We start from the raw sequence: 16,313 nt of genomic DNA, 5'->3' as shown, positions 1-16,313 counted from the left end.
AGTATCTGCTTAAGCAAACTCTTATTCCTTTTCGGATAGTTTTAGTTCTATAAGAGGCTATTTAGAAAGTGAATCTTAAACCAGGTCTAACTAAGATAAGCAGATGAATAAACCGACATTCAGCAGGTACTAACCATCAAGGGATAATTTTGAGGTTGTCTCTCAACGCAAGTCCATGTATTCACCTCAAGAGATAGACGTTCAGGATATTGACCATCTCGGTATTATTGCCGGTATCGTCGATGAGATCGGCATTGTCGAAATAGTGGATCGATTATTAGGTACTCACGAGCAAGAGAATGTTAGTTGTGGTCAAGTTGTCAAAGCCCTGATTCTAAATGGTATGGGCTTTTTGAGTGCTCCATTGTACTTATTTAGTGAGTTTTTCGAAAGCAAAGCAACCGAGCACTTACTCGGTCAAGGTGTACTGCCAGAGCACCTCAACGATACCCGTATCGGTCGAGTCCTCGACAAGCTCTATGCCTATGGTGTGACCCAGATATTTATCCATGTGGCAATGGCAGTCGTTCAGAAATTCGATGTAGCTCTAAGGTGTGCGCATCTAGATGCGACAAGCCTTAGTGTTGAGGGGCAATACTTAGATAAACCACAGGTTGAGGCGTCAGACGAATCCCCCTCTGCACCTGAGTCCCCCTCCCCTGCACTGGCTGAATCAGAGGAGCCGATACCCGTGAAAATCACCTACGGCTACTCACGGGACAATCGTCGTGATCTCAAGCAGTTTGTATTGAACCTACTGGTGAGTGGGGACGGGGGTATTCCTTTATTTTTACAAGTGGGCAACGGTAATGATGCGGACAAAAGTACGTTTGTGCCTATCATCCATGAATTTAAGCAACAGTGGAGTCAGCAACAGCCAGAGGTGATTGTTGCTGATAGTGCCCTCTACAGTGCCGACAATCTGCAAGCATTAGGAAGTACATCTTGGATTAGCCGAGTTCCAGCAAGTTCAACGGCAGCCCAAGACTTATTACAAGGGCTGCCGGGTTCACAGTTTCACCCCAGTGCTCTCAACGGCTATAGCTTTGTCGAAGTATGTAGTACCTATGGAGAGATTCAACAACGGTGGCTGGTGGTTGAAAGTAAAGCTCGCAGAGACTCTGGACTCAAACAAGTGCAAAAGCGGATTGATCAGGCGTTTAGCCAAAAAACTACTGCACTTAAAACCCTCTGCAAACAGACCTTCTTGTGCCCTGCAGATGCTTTAGCTGCAGCCCAAGATTTTGGCAAAATCCTCAGGTATCACACCCTTGACGATCTCAAAATCCACAAAAAACCTCATTATTCAAAGGCTGGACGACCGACAAAAGCAACGGTTGTGACTCACTACACCTATTCTATTGAGGCTACCTTAACCCTCAATGAGCCAGTCATCGAACGCTATCGGCGGCAAGCAGGTCGTTTCATCTTAGCCACCAATCTCTTGGAACAAGAGCAATGGAGCAATGATGATATTCTGCGCGAGTATAAGAACCAGCAGGCGTGTGAAGGAGGCTTTCGCTTTATCAAAGATCCACTCTTCTTTGCCTCTAGTGTTTTCCTGAAGACACCTCGGCGTATCGCTGCCTTAGCCATGATCATGGCCTTGTGTTTGATGGTCTACAGCTTAGGACAACGACAGTTAAGAAATGCACTAGAACAAGTACAAACAACTCTCCCTAATCAGAAGGGGAAACAAACTATGAAACCTACGTTACGTTGGATTCTCCAATGCTTTCAGGCCGTCCATTTAGTTTGGCTTGATGGTGCCAAGCATCTCATCAAGCTCAACAGCAGGCAGCAACTTATCTTGCCGTTCCTTGGGAAGGGCTGTAAAAAATATTATCTGCTCTGCTAGCTAGCCTGCTGAATGTAGGAATAAAATTAATTTCATAGCCTTTCGGCTCCACTTTTTGATTTCGCAAAAAGATGGATTGCAATTAACTCTGCATCGGTGCTTATGAAAGGCAACTCTGAGCTTGCCCTAGGCTATAAACGCTATTTTTATTGCCCAGTATCGATTGCAAGGCGTCTTTAATTTCACTTTATAAGTAATTCTCAAGAATGTTTATCCACTACTACAATGCATCCTTACAGGACTATGACTACCCATTTTTTTATTATCCAAGTTCATTCGGCGTTATACCTGTTTTTCAAACGAGCCAATCATGTGCTTTGCTGTACTCAAGAGTACCAAAGGGTCAAACCTAAAGTACTGCCTTCGGGTTGAATTGTTAGTGGAGACAAAATCGAGTTGTATCACCTCGCGTGAGATTAGATGCGCCATGCTCCAGACGGGGTCCAAAATCGCAGAAACTGTTCCGTCAGACAAGTGGAGCTTTGCTAAGTCTTCCTTTGAAAGCATTTCGGCCTCTTTAACATCAAGAATGTTCTTGACCGCCCGCCAGTATATCTGTCTATCTCCACGTAGATGCAGTGCAATTATCCCGTTTGATGTTTTTGTAACTATAGTTTTCAATTCATTCTGTAGTGGAATTGCTTTAGCTTCTGCAGCCTGTTCGCATGTAATCACATCATGATCAAGATCGTATATTTCAAATGTATCGCCGGGAGGGGCGATTGACTTTTGCTGCATTCGTACAATATTTGGCGTGGGCTGCTTTGCCAATTTCCAAAGAGCATCAAACGATAGCGAAAGATCGTTGCAATAGTTGGTGTTTAGATTGAGGTTTGCTGATTTGAGTCGATTTGTAGCATTGAAAAACTGCTGTGACTTATAACACCGTGAATAAGCAGTACCTTGCAAGAGCACGATGTCGTCAAGGTTTGCGAACTTAGAAAACAGACGAGCATCTACAACCTTAACCTGAATGTTGTTTTCAAGTTGCTTTTGAATAGTTGCCCACAAACTTGGTTCAACTCCGTCATTGATCACGAAGATTCGTTGAATTGGAACGCCCTCTTTGCCAGCTTGCAGGTTGTAGTCTTGATACTGAAGCTGAAACGGGTCCGAGTCCCAAATTTCGTGTGAGAGGAGGCTAACCGCTTTGATCCGAATATCAGTCCCTGCGATAGACGATAATGCAGTGAAAAGGGAGTTGTAGTACTGGGAAATATCGAGAGTAAACTCGCCTCGTAGCGCTGAATAACTTTGGTCTCGGAACGGCTCAATGATATAGTTCTCCACGTCATCCTTCCAATCCTGCGGGAGTCTTGAAAACTGACTTTCAAGAACATCGAAAGGGTTCTCAAAGCTCTTAACGCCCGAGCCAACAAGCTTTCGAAGATGCAAGACCCATTTAGTTATTGCCTCAGTGTTACCAGCATTTTTTCCCGCCTTGTAGTATACGTAATTTAGTCCTGCTAAGTCGGTTGGTATCTTAGGAACGTCCCCATTTTGGTTGGTTGCGACAACTAGCCCAACACGCTCGCGACCCAATGCACTTATAAAAAGTCCTAGTTCGAATAAGAGGTTGTCTCGGGGACTGAAACCTTCAGCCCCGCGATACCAAATCTTGTCATCTGGAGTGGTTATCAAAATCGCGGCATCACATTCACCCTTGATGCGAATGAGTGACTCAAGACCAAATTCACCTGCTCTAAATTGAGTTCGCCAGTCAATGGGGAGAGTGTCTTGGTCTTCAAGAATCTTCCGGACTTCAGTATCGACAAGACCCGCCTCGCTTGAGGAACCGACGAATATTTTCATCATGGATAGTTTGTATGGATAATTCAGGTTATACAACAAACTGATGTATAAAACCCTATATGAACCTGTTCAGTGTCTATCTTTTGACTAGGCTCACTCCCTGAAACACTGGTTGAGCCTATATTTTGACCTAAACGATTACGATTTTTTCGTTATGAGTCGCTATTCTGAATTGCTCACTTCACAAATAGTGATTGTATTGTCTTCCCTTACAGAATTTGATCAATTTTAAGTACACCTCTCAATACCTCTAAGGATTCCTCTTCAATTGATGAAAAATCAAAGCGGCATAAATTTTTGGTTGGCAGTTGTTTTCCCTGCTTGACCCCAGCATCAAAAATGTCGCAATGATGCTGAGTGAATCGGTAGTCCTGGGGGTACAGAAACCGAGAGGCGAACTTAAACACCCAGAGGTGAAAGGGGTTTAGGGCGGTATCATTACCCATCGTAAAGCCAATAATAAATGCTTCATCCTCTGGAGACTTCCCCCGATTAAGCAAAAGGTGCAGGTAGTCATGTTCCTTCAGGGGAATTGCCCCGGCCAGGGCGAGGGGACTAGCCGGATTTTCTAAGAGCCAGATAATCCAAGGCACCTCAGACTGCTTGATACCGCCAAAGCGCTGGTAAGCTTGGCGCAAAGACTCCGCCATCAGCCTATCCCCCTACTCGCCTGAGCTGGATTTCTGTACGCTGTTGTGCAGGGCTAGCGGGGTTAACTCCTGGGAGTTGTTCAGAAAACCCTTTGCCTTCTGCCACCAGATTTGGCTGGACACCTTGAGACCGGAGGTAATTAGCCACAACCTGGGCTCGCTGCTGACTCAAGGACTGATTCGTGGCAGCAGACCCCGTCTTTGAGGTGTGCCCCACCACGTTCACGGCAATGGTACTGGGATTGAATTCGTTGATTTCTTGAGCGAGAGCCTTCAGGGTGGATTGGCTGTCTCCCGACAACGCCGCTGAACCCGTGGCAAATTTAACCTCGCCTCTGACCTTGAAATTACCCACCTTCGGAGCTGCTTGAATTTGCTGTGGGGTGACCTTAGCTTTGATGGTCGAAGACTTCTGACCTCGTAGTACTTTGGCTAACTCGGGATCCGTGGTGGCGATGGATGCCACCACTTGTTTCGAATGGGTCACAGCCTGGGCCATAAAATCTTGGGTATAGAGGTTACGAGGATTTTTGACCAACCCTGCTGTTTCCCCTGTGAGAGAGAGGACCGCTGAGGTGGCTTCAATTCGCTTGGCTAAGGTGCCAGAATTCATCCATTGATTGGCTTCTAGAGCAGTAAAGAAGTCGATGCCATTAGATACTGAAGTGGCATCCTGGGGGGATAGATTGCCATCTTTGCCAATTTGTTGACTGAGGACACCTGAATCACGAATTAACTGATCCGTATGTTGGTAATAGAGGGTGAGAAATTGGCTTAGATCTTTGGGACGGTTTTGAATTAGCTGATCGCTGGCAACAATGACGTCAATAATGGCATCGGGTACATCGCTACTAGAGAGAACTACGGTGTTGCCCTCTTTGCGGGCTTTGGAAACGAAGGGTTCCCAGAGGATTGCGATCGCAACCTGCGTATCAGACTTCAACAATTCATAAGCCTGGGTGGATTCTTCCACTTCCACCACTTCAAAATCCGACAAGCTTAACCCTTCAAACTTCAAATCCAGCAGCTTGGCCAAATATTCACTCGGGGTGCCTGCAGAGTAAACCAACTTCAGGGGAGCCGAGGCGGAGGCGCGCACCTTGGCAATATCATTCAAACCTTTCAGTTGAGGATATTGCTGGGTATTGAGGACCACGGCATCCGCGCCCACAGTTTTATCAATGAGGCCGACGATACGGCCTTCAGGTTGATGCTTCAGATACTGATCCAGCGTGGTGACAATAATGTCAGCTTCACGACCGAGGGCTTTTGCTCTAGCGGCTTGATCGAATTCATCCTGATACCGAATGCCAAGGTCAGCCTGAGTGATTTTGGCAGCGAAGGGATCGGCTCGCAAGGTGCTGTAGCCGGAGAAGGTGTCACCCAGTACAGTCAGCTGTCTGGCTTCATTGCCATAGACGAGTTGAGTTAGGGGAGAATTTTCTCCCAATTTGATGGCGTTAAAGCTCATATATCCACCCCCACATATGAGTAATGCGGCACCGATATAGGCGATGGGGGGTAAACCTTTTCTTTTAACTGTCATTCTTATTGGTCCTTGCTTTCTGCAGTGTTGGTGGCTTGTTTCGCCTTCAGTTGGGCGAGGCGATCTTGGGCATGGAGGGATTTAATCGCTCTGGATGTTCCCTTAAGCTCTCCCTGTACTTCTGAGGTGGCCTGGGCTTGGATATTGCGCCGCTTGATAGCTTCTTGGGATTTTTCAAACCGTCGCATCGCTGATTGGTTATCGATGCCAGCTGCTTGGTTAGCCCGCTCTAAGGCTTGGGTGACCCGCATGGTCGAAGCCCCCATTTTTTGCTGGGCCTGCATCTTTCTCAGCTCCAACTGGGCCTCTTTCATACGGGTTGTTCCTTCCGCTAAGGTTTGTTTGGCAAATAACACCTGTTCTTCTAGCTGTGGACGATACTCTTCTAGAACATCCAGTTCGGCTAATACGGCCAGGGCGGCATCATCTTCACCGGCAGCCACTAGCTGCTCCGCTTGGTCACTGAGGGATTTCACCTGTTGCTCGGTCTCATCATGTAATCGAAGTGCCTCAGCTAATGCGCCCTTTTGTAGCCCCACCGAATCTACGAGGGTTTGAAAAGCCTGGGTGAGATCGTCAATGCTGTCTTCACTGACTTGGGCTGCGATTTCGCCCCCTGCCTCGATTGGCTTCCCCCATAGCCAATTCCAGGTGGCTCTGACGACTGTTTTTGTGCGATTCATATTGTTTACGTAATCCTCTAGATAAAACTGTGAAATCTCTTAGATTTTCTTGTTGAGAAAATAATGGTGAATTATTTTAATTACTCCTGGAGATCGATGATATTTTTTATGCCTTAAAAGAGAAAGAACTCTTGCTTTTGCGACTTTCACTTTATGGGTTTTTCCTTCGTTTGTGTGGTCATGAATATTAGAAGCATTGAATTTGATTAACGCTATAGAACCTGTATTTTCAAACGTTTCTCTGCAGTGAAAATAAGATATCGAGAAGATGTTCTATTAATGACCCGCTCTGCCTTTCTAACGATGAACATGACATGATCGTGGATCATTTAGTGAAAAACTGGATAAGCAATTAGTAGGATTGCAATGAATGAAACTGTAGCTAATGATTGCTAAGTGCATTCTAGATTTGTGTATTGAATTGCTTTGTTTCTTGAGCCTTAAATTTTTGATTTGTAATCTTGACTTACTGCTTTCTCCAAAGTTAAAAAGCCATTTATTAATCTCTCTAATTCAGTTGTTGTTCTCATTATCTGTAATATTTTTGTGATCAACAATGAGGTTTTTTCTGCTATTTCAGGAGTTGGAATCAGCTTTTTCTGGTTTTTTCAGGTTGCAATTTTAAGAGCGATATAATTCTTCTGTGCTGAAGTTCATGCTGTTGAGGGTCTTGTGCGTCGAACGATTGTGATCTGTCTATTGCTGGTGATGATGGTTGCTTGCCGGCTGTCGCCCTCGACAACAGCACCTTTAGACAATCCAACCCTGGTGCAGACTGAAGCTAAGACTCTAAATCTGACTTTGATTCAGCATGCGTCCTGTCCCTGGGCCTATTTTTGGTGTGTGGTAGAAACGGGTATCCATGATGCCGCCCAGGATCTAGGCGTTGAGGTGACAATTCGCCGTCCCCATACCTTTGACCCTGATGCGGTAACGCGATTAATTGAAGCAGCAGTCGAGACCCGGCCCGATGCTATTGGGGTGGCCGTAATTGATCCAGATAAGTTCCGAGCGCCCCTAACTAAGGCTGTGCAGAAGTTTAATATCCCGGTGATTGCCTACAATGCGGGTTCAGGACCAGAACAAGACAATATTCCCTACCGAGCCTATATCGGACCAGATGAACGGCAAGGTGGATACGAAGCCGGAAAGCGCTTATTGGCCGAGTCTCCGCCTGGCATTAAGGGAGCCTGTATTAACCACCAGCCCGGTGCTTTAAATTTGGAGGCTCGCTGCCAAGGTTTTTTCGATGCATTGAGCGAATCTGATATTGAAGCGGAGAGGGTCAACATTACGCCCAATCCAGCGGAATCAAAAAAAATTTTGCAGCGTTATCTATCAAAGAACCCCGAGACCAATCTCTTTTTGACCCTAGGTCCAGAAGCAGCAGTCCCCTTTTATGAGGTTATCCGCAATCGAAAAGGTGCCTATAGCCACGGCACCTTTGATCTTAGTCGTACTATCCTCACCGCAATTGAGCAGGGAACTACACTATTTGCCATCGACCAGCAGCCTTATTTGGAAGGGTATTTAACGGTGCAATGGCTCACCTGGATTCAACGCCATGGGTTTAGCCCCCCCAGTCCGATTATTTCCACTGGGCCTAGTTTTATCGATCGCAGTAATGTCAATCTGATTCAAGAGCAGGTAGGGCAGTTTCGGTGATGGGTATTTACAACATCTGCTAGGAACACACTTTGTTGGCCTGGGTGGCGTTAAGTGTTTTAAGGGTTTGACATCCTTCCTTGAGAAGCTGATCGAGAGAGTTAATGGGCCATTGATGGACATCCCCCATAACGGTTCCCACCAAAAGCATTTGTTGATCGGGGGTAAAGCTCAGGCTCGTGACTGGGCGACGGCTTTGCCATTGAGAAAAAATTCTGCCGTTGCGATCGCGGATCTGTACCGTTCCATCCCAGCCGCTAATCGCTAACCACTGGCCATCGGGGCTAAAGCGAATTTGAGTGATACGGCCTTGCCCGTATTGCCATCGTTGGGGTGGGGTATTCGGATTATCAAGATCCCAAAATCGAACAATGCCATCTTCGCCAGCAGAAACCAGGATTTTGCTATCAGGACTGACATCTAGACTCCAAACCCAACCGCTATGTCCTTTCCATATTTTGTGAAGGTCCAGGGATTGAGCGTCATCCGATTTTGAGCAGTTAGCTCCTAAGCACAGTTGCCAAAGTTGGATAGCACCATCTTCCCCTGCGGTAGCCAGCCATTTGCCATCGGGGCTAAAGCGAATATCCTTAACGGGGCCTTGGTGTTTTTGTGAAGTCTGAAACCGCTGCGTTCCCTCTAAATCCCAGAGGCGAACGGTGCCATCCCATCCTGCTGTGGCGAGGTACTGGCCGTTGGGACTAAAGCGAGTATTCCAAATGGCATCTTGTTGGGTGTTCCAATGTTGGAGGGCTTGCCCAGACGTGGACCAGAGGCGAACATTGCCATTGAGAGAGGCGGTGACGACCTGATCCTTTTTGGGATTAAAGTCCGTGCTGATCACCATCTCTGAATCGGGATGGGTGAGTTCCTGTTGGCGACTGTTTTGTAAGAGGCGGACCGAACTGCCCCAACCGGAGACGGCAATGGTTTTTCCATCCGGGCTAATATCTAAATCCCAGATCGCCTCTTCTTTCAGAGTCTCTAGATTCCAGCGGTCTTCTTTTTTCTGCTTGGAGTCTGGCCGTTCTTGGTCTTTCAAGAGTTGTTGCAGATCCAGTAGGGGTGTGGTGGTGGGATAGCTAGCAATTGGTTGCTCCTGAACTAGGTTGCGGAGTTTTTGCCCTGCTTGAATGGCGAGAAAGAGAGCTTCCGTTTGATTTTGATTTCGCTTGGCCCGAGCGACTTGTTTATGGAGTGTCGTTATCGTTGTTAGGGCTTGCTGGTTTTGATCCGCTAGCCAGCGATCGCTACCCCAGATAAGACCTCCAATCAATAATCCTCCCAAGCCCACAGCCGTCAGCAAGTTCCGCAGGAAAATGTTGCGCTGTAGTTTTTCTCGCTCTGCTTTGACCTGGCTCAGGCGAATAAAGTCATAGTCTTGATCGCTGAGGCTTTTGCCCACGGCCCAGTTGAGCGCTTGTTTTAGGGCCTTGCCCTCCAGGAGCTTATCTGCCTGGGAGTGAGATTGTTCCCAAGCATTAAATGCAGAGGCATAGGGGCGTAAATCTAGGAGGGTTGCCTCAATCCAGTGTTGATTAAAGATCTGACCATAGATGCGGTTATAGACCTGTAGGGTTCCAGCTTGGTCTTTCACCAGACCTGATAGGCGCAGCTCAATTTGCTCAGGGCTGCTTTTAGTGGTGACCTTGCTGTTCGTAATCTTTTGGTAAAGCCCCAAGAGCTGTACCGATTTATGATCGTTACAGAGGATGCGATCGCAAATCGTTCTCAAATGCACTGGCTCATCATGAGCTTCCCAGTTCTCCAGAATCTGAGTTTGAACCACCTGCTCTACTGTGATTTCAGGATTTGACCGAAGGGATGACTCCATAAGTTGACAGAGCTTTTGGGTCAGAAAGGGCTGTCCTCCAGTCCAGTCCAGGATTTCATGGAGCACCTGGTCGGGGTCTTGAACCTTACCTCTAAAGCCCTGAGAGAGGGGGAGAGCTTCTTGAAACTGAAACCCTTCTAGATAGATGGCTTGGCCAATATTGAAGGGCGTCCGCTCATGGTCTTTCATCAGGGCAGAAGGCGTAGCTACCCCTAGCAGAGCAAAGGTGAGGCGTCGATAGGCGGGTCGATCCACCCGCTGATTGTAGAAGAACCGTATCAATGCCAGAAAATCATCAGCGGATACGTTCTGGCTAAGAATCAGATCGATTTCATCGATAAAAATGACGATGCTTTGCGGAATCCCTGGGAGTAAAACCTGCTCGATAAATGTATGCAGCCGCTGTACCGGAGTCGCCGGATCTTGCTGTTTCCACCAGGCTCGCCAGTTTAGGTCTAGTTGGCAGTCACTGACGAGGGCTTTGATAAAACCGCCATACCATTTTTCTGGGGTGATGCCCTGGGTGCCAAAGCCGGTCAGGTCAATGGCTGCACAGACAACATCCTCCCCACGCAGCTTGTGCATTGTTTGCACTCGTAAGCTGGATTTACCCATCTGGCGAGAATTAAGCACGTAGCAGAATTCGCCGTTTTGTAGATGGTCATAGAAGGTGTTGTCGCTCTTTCGGGTGACATAGCTGGGGGCCGAAGCGGGCAGGCTGCCTCCGACTTGATACCGATAGTTCGGTTCCGCTACATTATGCGATCGCATCTCGGCTTAGCTCTCGCTGGAAGTACTGCTGATAGAGACTGCAAGAGGGTAACACTAGATTGCCCTTGAGCTTTACTAGGCCTAGACTTTGCAGGTGATAAATTTGCAGGGAGTTGAGTTCGATACCGGTGGGTGAATTTGCGATCGCAAGATAGGCAGCCGTTAAATCCTTGGACTGAATCAATTCTTCCCTCAACCGGAGCAGGTGGTTAAAGTAAATGCCGATTTCTTGATCTGAGGTCTCCAGAATCTCTTGGCAAGACTTGCCTTCAACGGCCCCTTTATAGAGGGCTAAATGAATCAGATAGGGATGCCCACCCACCCTATTCTGCAGACGCTCCACTTCTGATTGCTGCCACTGCAGTTCATAACGTGCTGCTAATGCCTGAACTTGTTCGACTGTAAATGGGGACAAGGTAATGGGTTCTCCCACATTCGTCAGGGGAGAATGGTTGATATCGAGCGACACATAGTCTTCCGTGGCATGGGTGATCACCAGCCGCACTTTTTCCCAGGTTGCCGAACTTTTAGACTTCTCATGCCAGCTTCTCAGCATCCTTAAGACATCCCCCGCCACCTCTGGGTAAGGGAAAATTTGCTCAACGCTATCGAGGGCTAATACAAGGGACGCTTCTATATTGGGGAGCAGATAGTCTTCAAAATATTGGCTGCAGTTATCAATACTGGTGAGTAGTTCCGTGTCCCAATAGTCATCGAGCTGATTGTCTAGCCCTAGCTGACGCCCCATCTGGAAGCAGAACCAGCGCAAAAAGCGTTCCAAGTCGTTGATGGAGGCTTGACTAGCCCACCGAAAGTCTAGGTAGAGGGTCTGGAGTGGATGGGCCTCCGCAGTTTTCAAGATCCGATTGACTAAGGAGGTTTTGCCCATGCCTTTGGCCGCCTTAATGCGGATTAAAGTCCCCGGATTCGTAATGATTTGGCTGCAGCGATGTTCAATCTCTGATCGGTGGATGTAGAACGAAGACTTTAGAGGGACTGGCCCCTCTGGATAGGGGCAATAGGAAGCTCGTTTTTCCTGGGATGGCTGGCGTTGATGCAGACGTTCAAGGGCGACTCGCAAATTAGACTTACTGACTTTTTCGTCCAAAGCCCGAGTGAGTTTCGCCCAAAGAGCGGGTGCAATATCACCGGCAATATAGCGATTGGAGTAGTCGAGTTTCTCAGCCATCTCTTCGTAGGTGAGACCTGCAAGACAGGCTTCTAGTACATCCACTTCGATGGTTCTTAGATACTCGTTATCGCACTTAAAAATGGCCTTGGTTGCAGCGTCGATAAGCTGTTCATGCTGTGACACAGCGCTTCCACTCCTATGGACCTCGTACTGGTAGCGGGCTAAGTCAATATGGGATTGGCTTGCTCTTAGCTGCTTTAAGTGTGGATGACAAGTGCTGCAACTGCAATCGGTTTTTTTCAGTATTTTTTAGGAGGAATCGCACCATACAACCTACATTCAGCAGGCTAGCTAGCAGAGCAGATAATATTTTTCACAGCCCTTCCCAAGGAACGGCAAGATAAGTTGCTGCCTGCTGTTGAGCTTGATGAATGTAGGTTCCGGCATACTTGGATCACATTTTTAGCGGCAAGGCCCATGAGTCCCATGACGATGAGAGAACCAATCACCACCATCGAATTAAAATGCTCTTCAACTCGCTTGTCAGGCTGATTGAAGGATGATGAGGCTGGATTCTTTAGGACTCTAATGATGGTTTGAGTGCCCTGCAGTATACCGCCATCAAAGTTGCCTTGCTTGAACTGAGGGGTCACCTGGGTTTGAATAATATTGCCAACTTGGGCATCCGGCAAGATGGACTCTAGGCCATAACCCGTTTCAATTTCGACCCGTCGGTCTTCCTTAGAGACCATAAACAACACGCCGTTATCTAACCCTTTCTTGCCGATGCCCCAAGTGTTAAATAACTTTGTCGTATATGCTTCGGGCGATGCGGACGGCTTGGTATTGGGGACGGTCACCACTGCAATTTCTGCCCCATTGGTTTCTTCTAATGCCGTGATCATCTGATTCAGCTTTGCTTCGCTATCAGGACTCAGCAAATCAGCCATATCCATCACCCAACCATTGTCTTGGCGAGGGTTGGGAACATCAGACGGTGCAATGGCTCGACTAGGAGTAGCCCAGGATAGCGATAGCATCAGGCTGAAGCCTAAACCAATGACTAAAGCCAGTAGAAAGTCGTTTAAGCAACATAATTTAAGAGACGCAGCATACAGGCGCGAAACCGACGAAAGTCATGACAGTTCTAACATTCCCTACAATAATTACCTACAACACTTCTTGCTTCCCTCAAGATCCCTGAAATGGTAATTGATAGACTCTTGCAGCCTGTATATTTCTCGCTTGCTAAGGACAAGTCTGATACACAACTCTGCCCCATTTATTCGTGCAAAGACCGTAGATTTCATGTCATGGTAAATACGGTAATCGGTTACTAATCATTCAATCTCTAGACGCTATGACCTCAGACTCCAAAAAACGTGTTGTCGTCGTGGGTGCTGGCTGGGCTGGCCTGGGTGCCACCTATCACCTCGTTTCTCAAGGGTATGATGTCACCCTCTTAGAAGCAGGCTCCTATCCTGGCGGCCTCGTGGCAGGCTGGGAAACGGCTGGAGGTCGGCCCGTAGAAGCTGGGATTCACGGATTTTGGTACCCTTATAAAAATATTTTTGGTCTGGTCGATGAGTTAGGGCTCGATCCATTTACGAACTGGACAAAATCATCCCAGTATTCCCCTGCCGGACTGGAAGCGGTGTCGCCTATTTTTCAGAATGAACAGCGCTTACCCATGCCTTTGGGAACCTTTGCTTACCCTCAGTTTCCCCGCTTGCCGCTGGTTGATCGGCTGTCCGCTTTTACGATGATGTATCCAATCATCGACTTTGATAATTCCGATGAGGCTTGGCGACGTTACGACTCTGTGACCGCCCGAGAAATGTTCAAGAGCTATGGCGTTTCAGCACGACTCTACAGAGATGCCTTTGAACCCATGCTGTTGGTGGGATTGTTTGCTCCGGGTGAGCAGTGTTCTGCTGCTGCAGCTTTAGGAATGCTCTACTATTTTATCCTCGCCCATCAGGCTGATTTTGATGTGGTTTGGTGTCGGGGCACAGTGGGAGAAAAGATTTTTAAACCCTGGTGCGATCGCATCACCAATGCAGGGGGCAAAATCCTCACCCAGCGTCGGGTTACGGATGTGCGACTCAATGATCAAGGCCAAGCGGATGCCGTGATTTGTGGAGATGAAATATTTGAAGCCGATGCCGTGATCTTCTCTGTGGGGATTTCCGGGATGAAAAACATCGTTCGCGGCAGTTCTACACTACAAAAACATCCTCAGTTCCGAGACATCATGAACCTGGGTGCAGTGGATATATTAGCCACTCGTCTCTGGTTCGACCGCAAAGTCGATGTCCCCCAACCGTCGAATGCTTGTTTTGGCTTCCATCCCACCACAGGTTCTACCTTCTTTGATCTCAATGCCCTTCATGATGACTATCGCGATCAGCCTGAAACGGTGATTGAGGCAGACTTCTACCATGCCAATCAGTTCCTGGCTATGGAAGACGATGAGATTATTTCCATGGTCCAAAAGGATCTCACCACCTGTTTACCCGATTTTCGAGAGGCGAAAGTGGTAGATTCCAGCGTGATTCGCTTACCCCGAGCGGTAACTCACTTTGCACCGGGGAGCTATCGGTATTTGTTACCCGCTCAAACACCCATTAACAACTTATATATGAGTGGTGACTGGGTGGTGACCCGCCACGGATCTTGGTCCCAGGAAAAAGCCTATGTTACGGGTCTGGAAGCGGCCAATCACGTGATTAGCCAATTGGGGCAGGGTGCTCCTGCAGTAATTGCCCCGATTGAACCCGATGAACCTCATATTCAAATGGCGCGTTCAGTGAATAAAACGCTGCGAGAAGTCCAGAAGAACTTATTGCCCGAGTTCTTGCTGCCATAGATGCAAAATCTTACAAGAATGACCAATTAATCAAGTCTCGGTTAATCTAAGACTCGGAACGATGTATGCGATCTCATCTTGATACCCGAGAAACTCTATGATCGTGACACAGGCGTTCAAACCTTGCTCAATGCCTTTAATCGAGTGGCTCAGGGTACCTCAGAATTCATGTTGATCGCGGGTGCTTCGGATATTGGCAAAACAGCCCTCGTGATGGGTAGATTGATTGAGTATCCCTGATCGCTATATCCGAGATCTCAAAACGTCTTGATGTCACTCAACTGTGGACTAGATCTATAACCCTAAAATGAACAATGCCAGTCATTCTGAGTCGACGCCACTATAGGGACCAAGAAATAGGTTCAATACCGTTTTTTTGCAAATACGCATTCGCTTTAGAAAAATGCTGATTACCAAAGAAACCCCGATGGGCAGATAACGGTGATGGATGGGGCGAGATCAGGACTAGATGGCGTCTGCGATCAATAATCTTCCCTTTTTGTTGCGCATAGCTGCCCCACAGCAGAAAGACGAGATTTTCGCGTTGCTGGTTTAAGGCGCTGATAATGGCATCGGTAAATTGCTCCCAACCTTTGCCTCTATGTGAAGCAGCTTTATGCTGTTCCACGGTTAGGACGCTATTGAGTAGTAGTACGCCTTGGTCTGCCCAGCTTTGCAGGCAGCCATGCCTGGGTGGTTTTGTGCCTAGATCTTGTTCAATTTCTTTGAAAATATTGATCAGAGAAGGGGGTGGAGCAACGCCCTCTGGGACGGAAAAGCATAAACCGTGGGCTTGCCTGGGGCCGTGATAGGGGTCTTGTCCGAGAATCACGACTTTGACTTGATTAAAGGGAGTACTGTCCATGGCATTAAACATCAGTGAGCCACGGGGGTAAATCGTTTTGCCAGCAGCCTTTTCTGCTTTGAGAAATTGTTTCAGCTCCTGCATATAGGGCGTGGCAAATACGTCTTCCAGCACTGCTTTCCAGCTCGGCTCAAGTTTAATCGAGCTGTTAGAAGTGGGGGTAGCTTCTGTCGTCATAAGAGGATTCGTATTTTAATGAAGGAGAAAACTCGCTGAATTGGTTTTGTTGTTAAAGGTACAAACGCGCAAAGGCTATTGAGCATCAGTCAGCTGGGCTGAAACTAAAGGGAGGATTTGACTATGCATCACACCTATAAACCTACCTACATCATTAAAATTATCAGCTCTTGTCTGCGTATGGTTCCAAAAAATACTCATAACAACCAAAATCAAATATGACTTGATTCAGTAGCAAACGACTCAAATACCTAACGTGCTCTTCTTTTAGCGGATAGACAAAAATCATCTCTGGATCGTCAGAAATATCAAGGCCAAATTCTATACTGAAGTTTCTGGGGTCAAAGTCTATGAGCTTGTGCTCTTCAATAAAGCTGTCTCCTTGGCGTTCATAGACAGATAAGTAGTGACAAGATTTATGGGCTTGAGACTCTAGCATCTGTGAACATCC

13 protein-coding genes are annotated in these 16,313 nt (G+C 47.3%); 4 read left to right on the top strand and 9 right to left on the bottom strand.

The annotated features are described in order from the left end of the window. Window positions 1–175: 175 nt before the first annotated feature. The gene (locus I1H34_RS04980) at window positions 176–1,858 is read left to right on the top strand and encodes an IS1634 family transposase (RefSeq protein ID WP_212661850.1); all 1,683 of its coding nucleotides are present in this window, start codon (window positions 176–178) and stop codon (window positions 1,856–1,858) included. Window positions 1,859–2,140: 282 nt separating this feature from the next. Here the strand turns inward: I1H34_RS04980 and I1H34_RS04975 are convergent, their stop codons facing one another. The 4 genes from I1H34_RS04975 to I1H34_RS04960 all read right to left on the bottom strand — a co-directional run bounded on the left by I1H34_RS04975 (window position 2,141) and on the right by I1H34_RS04960 (window position 6,549). Next, window positions 2,141–3,673 carry a TIR domain-containing protein gene (locus tag I1H34_RS04975; RefSeq protein WP_212664622.1) on the bottom strand — a complete coding sequence of 511 codons (1,533 nt, stop codon included), beginning with the start codon at window positions 3,671–3,673 and terminating at the stop codon, window positions 2,141–2,143. Between the two features lie 206 nt (window positions 3,674–3,879). Continuing rightward, a complete protein-coding gene (locus I1H34_RS04970; RefSeq protein ID WP_212664621.1) occupies window positions 3,880–4,320 on the bottom strand; it encodes a hypothetical protein in 441 nt (146 codons plus the stop codon). Between the two features lie 4 nt (window positions 4,321–4,324). Then, window positions 4,325–5,866 carry a phosphate ABC transporter substrate-binding/OmpA family protein gene (locus tag I1H34_RS04965; protein WP_212664620.1) on the bottom strand — a complete coding sequence of 514 codons (1,542 nt, stop codon included), beginning with the start codon at window positions 5,864–5,866 and terminating at the stop codon, window positions 4,325–4,327. A 2-nt stretch (window positions 5,867–5,868) separates the two neighbouring features. Next, on the bottom strand, window positions 5,869–6,549 hold the full coding sequence (locus I1H34_RS04960) for a PspA/IM30 family protein (protein WP_212664619.1): 681 nt from the start codon (window positions 6,547–6,549) through the stop codon (window positions 5,869–5,871). 672 nt (window positions 6,550–7,221) lie between these two features. On the opposite strand from I1H34_RS04960, the gene I1H34_RS04955 reads away from it, so the two are divergent. Further along, on the top strand, window positions 7,222–8,214 hold the full coding sequence (locus I1H34_RS04955; protein ID WP_212664618.1) for a sugar ABC transporter substrate-binding protein: 993 nt from the start codon (window positions 7,222–7,224) through the stop codon (window positions 8,212–8,214). A gap of 19 nt (window positions 8,215–8,233) precedes the next feature. Here the strand turns inward: I1H34_RS04955 and I1H34_RS04950 are convergent, their stop codons facing one another. The 3 genes from I1H34_RS04950 to I1H34_RS04940 form a co-directional block, all read right to left on the bottom strand. After that, on the bottom strand, window positions 8,234–10,819 hold the full coding sequence (locus tag I1H34_RS04950) for an AAA-like domain-containing protein (RefSeq protein WP_212664617.1): 2,586 nt from the start codon (window positions 10,817–10,819) through the stop codon (window positions 8,234–8,236). Further along, window positions 10,806–12,134: an AAA-like domain-containing protein gene (locus I1H34_RS04945; RefSeq protein WP_212664616.1), complete on the bottom strand. Its 1,329-nt coding sequence runs from the start codon at window positions 12,132–12,134 to the stop codon at window positions 10,806–10,808. Before I1H34_RS04945 ends, I1H34_RS04950 begins: the two co-directional genes overlap by 14 nt. A gap of 164 nt (window positions 12,135–12,298) precedes the next feature. Beyond that, window positions 12,299–12,991, bottom strand: coding sequence for a TPM domain-containing protein (locus I1H34_RS04940; RefSeq protein WP_212664615.1), 693 nt, complete (start codon window positions 12,989–12,991; stop codon window positions 12,299–12,301). A gap of 320 nt (window positions 12,992–13,311) precedes the next feature. Between I1H34_RS04940 and I1H34_RS04935 the strand changes: the two genes are divergently transcribed. Together I1H34_RS04935 and I1H34_RS04930 are read left to right on the top strand one after the other, a co-directional pair. Continuing rightward, window positions 13,312–14,820, top strand: coding sequence for a hydroxysqualene dehydroxylase (locus I1H34_RS04935; protein ID WP_212664614.1), 1,509 nt, complete (start codon window positions 13,312–13,314; stop codon window positions 14,818–14,820). Window positions 14,821–14,898: 78 nt separating this feature from the next. Then, on the top strand, window positions 14,899–15,060 hold the full coding sequence (locus I1H34_RS04930; RefSeq protein WP_212664613.1) for a hypothetical protein: 162 nt from the start codon (window positions 14,899–14,901) through the stop codon (window positions 15,058–15,060). A gap of 100 nt (window positions 15,061–15,160) precedes the next feature. Here the strand turns inward: I1H34_RS04930 and ung are convergent, their stop codons facing one another. Together ung and I1H34_RS04920 are read right to left on the bottom strand one after the other, a co-directional pair. Continuing rightward, window positions 15,161–15,862, bottom strand: a complete 702-nt coding sequence (ung, locus tag I1H34_RS04925; RefSeq protein ID WP_212664612.1) for a uracil-DNA glycosylase — start codon at window positions 15,860–15,862, stop codon at window positions 15,161–15,163. A 163-nt stretch (window positions 15,863–16,025) separates the two neighbouring features. Then, on the bottom strand, window positions 16,026–16,301 hold the full coding sequence (locus I1H34_RS04920; protein WP_212664611.1) for a DUF7683 domain-containing protein: 276 nt from the start codon (window positions 16,299–16,301) through the stop codon (window positions 16,026–16,028). Window positions 16,302–16,313: the final 12 nt, after the last annotated feature.

This window comes from Acaryochloris marina S15 (assembly GCF_018336915.1).
In the GTDB taxonomy this organism is placed as follows: Bacteria; Cyanobacteriota; Cyanobacteriia; order Thermosynechococcales; family Thermosynechococcaceae; genus Acaryochloris; species Acaryochloris marina_A.
Note: the sequence above shows the minus strand (reverse complement) of the source record. Positions and strands in the feature narration are given on the sequence as shown.

Coding starts and splice junctions, on each gene's coding strand:
- I1H34_RS04980 (WP_212661850.1), top strand. CDS start 176: ATGTATTCACCTCAAGAGATAGACGTTCAGGATATTGACCATCTCGGT.
- I1H34_RS04975 (WP_212664622.1), bottom strand. CDS start 3,673: ATGATGAAAATATTCGTCGGTTCCTCAAGCGAGGCGGGTCTTGTCGAT.
- I1H34_RS04970 (WP_212664621.1), bottom strand. CDS start 4,320: ATGGCGGAGTCTTTGCGCCAAGCTTACCAGCGCTTTGGCGGTATCAAG.
- I1H34_RS04965 (WP_212664620.1), bottom strand. CDS start 5,866: ATGACAGTTAAAAGAAAAGGTTTACCCCCCATCGCCTATATCGGTGCC.
- I1H34_RS04960 (WP_212664619.1), bottom strand. CDS start 6,549: ATGAATCGCACAAAAACAGTCGTCAGAGCCACCTGGAATTGGCTATGG.
- I1H34_RS04950 (WP_212664617.1), bottom strand. CDS start 10,819: ATGCGATCGCATAATGTAGCGGAACCGAACTATCGGTATCAAGTCGGA.
- I1H34_RS04940 (WP_212664615.1), bottom strand. CDS start 12,991: ATGCTATCGCTATCCTGGGCTACTCCTAGTCGAGCCATTGCACCGTCT.
- I1H34_RS04935 (WP_212664614.1), top strand. CDS start 13,312: ATGACCTCAGACTCCAAAAAACGTGTTGTCGTCGTGGGTGCTGGCTGG.
- ung (WP_212664612.1), bottom strand. CDS start 15,862: ATGACGACAGAAGCTACCCCCACTTCTAACAGCTCGATTAAACTTGAG.
- I1H34_RS04920 (WP_212664611.1), bottom strand. CDS start 16,301: ATGCTAGAGTCTCAAGCCCATAAATCTTGTCACTACTTATCTGTCTAT.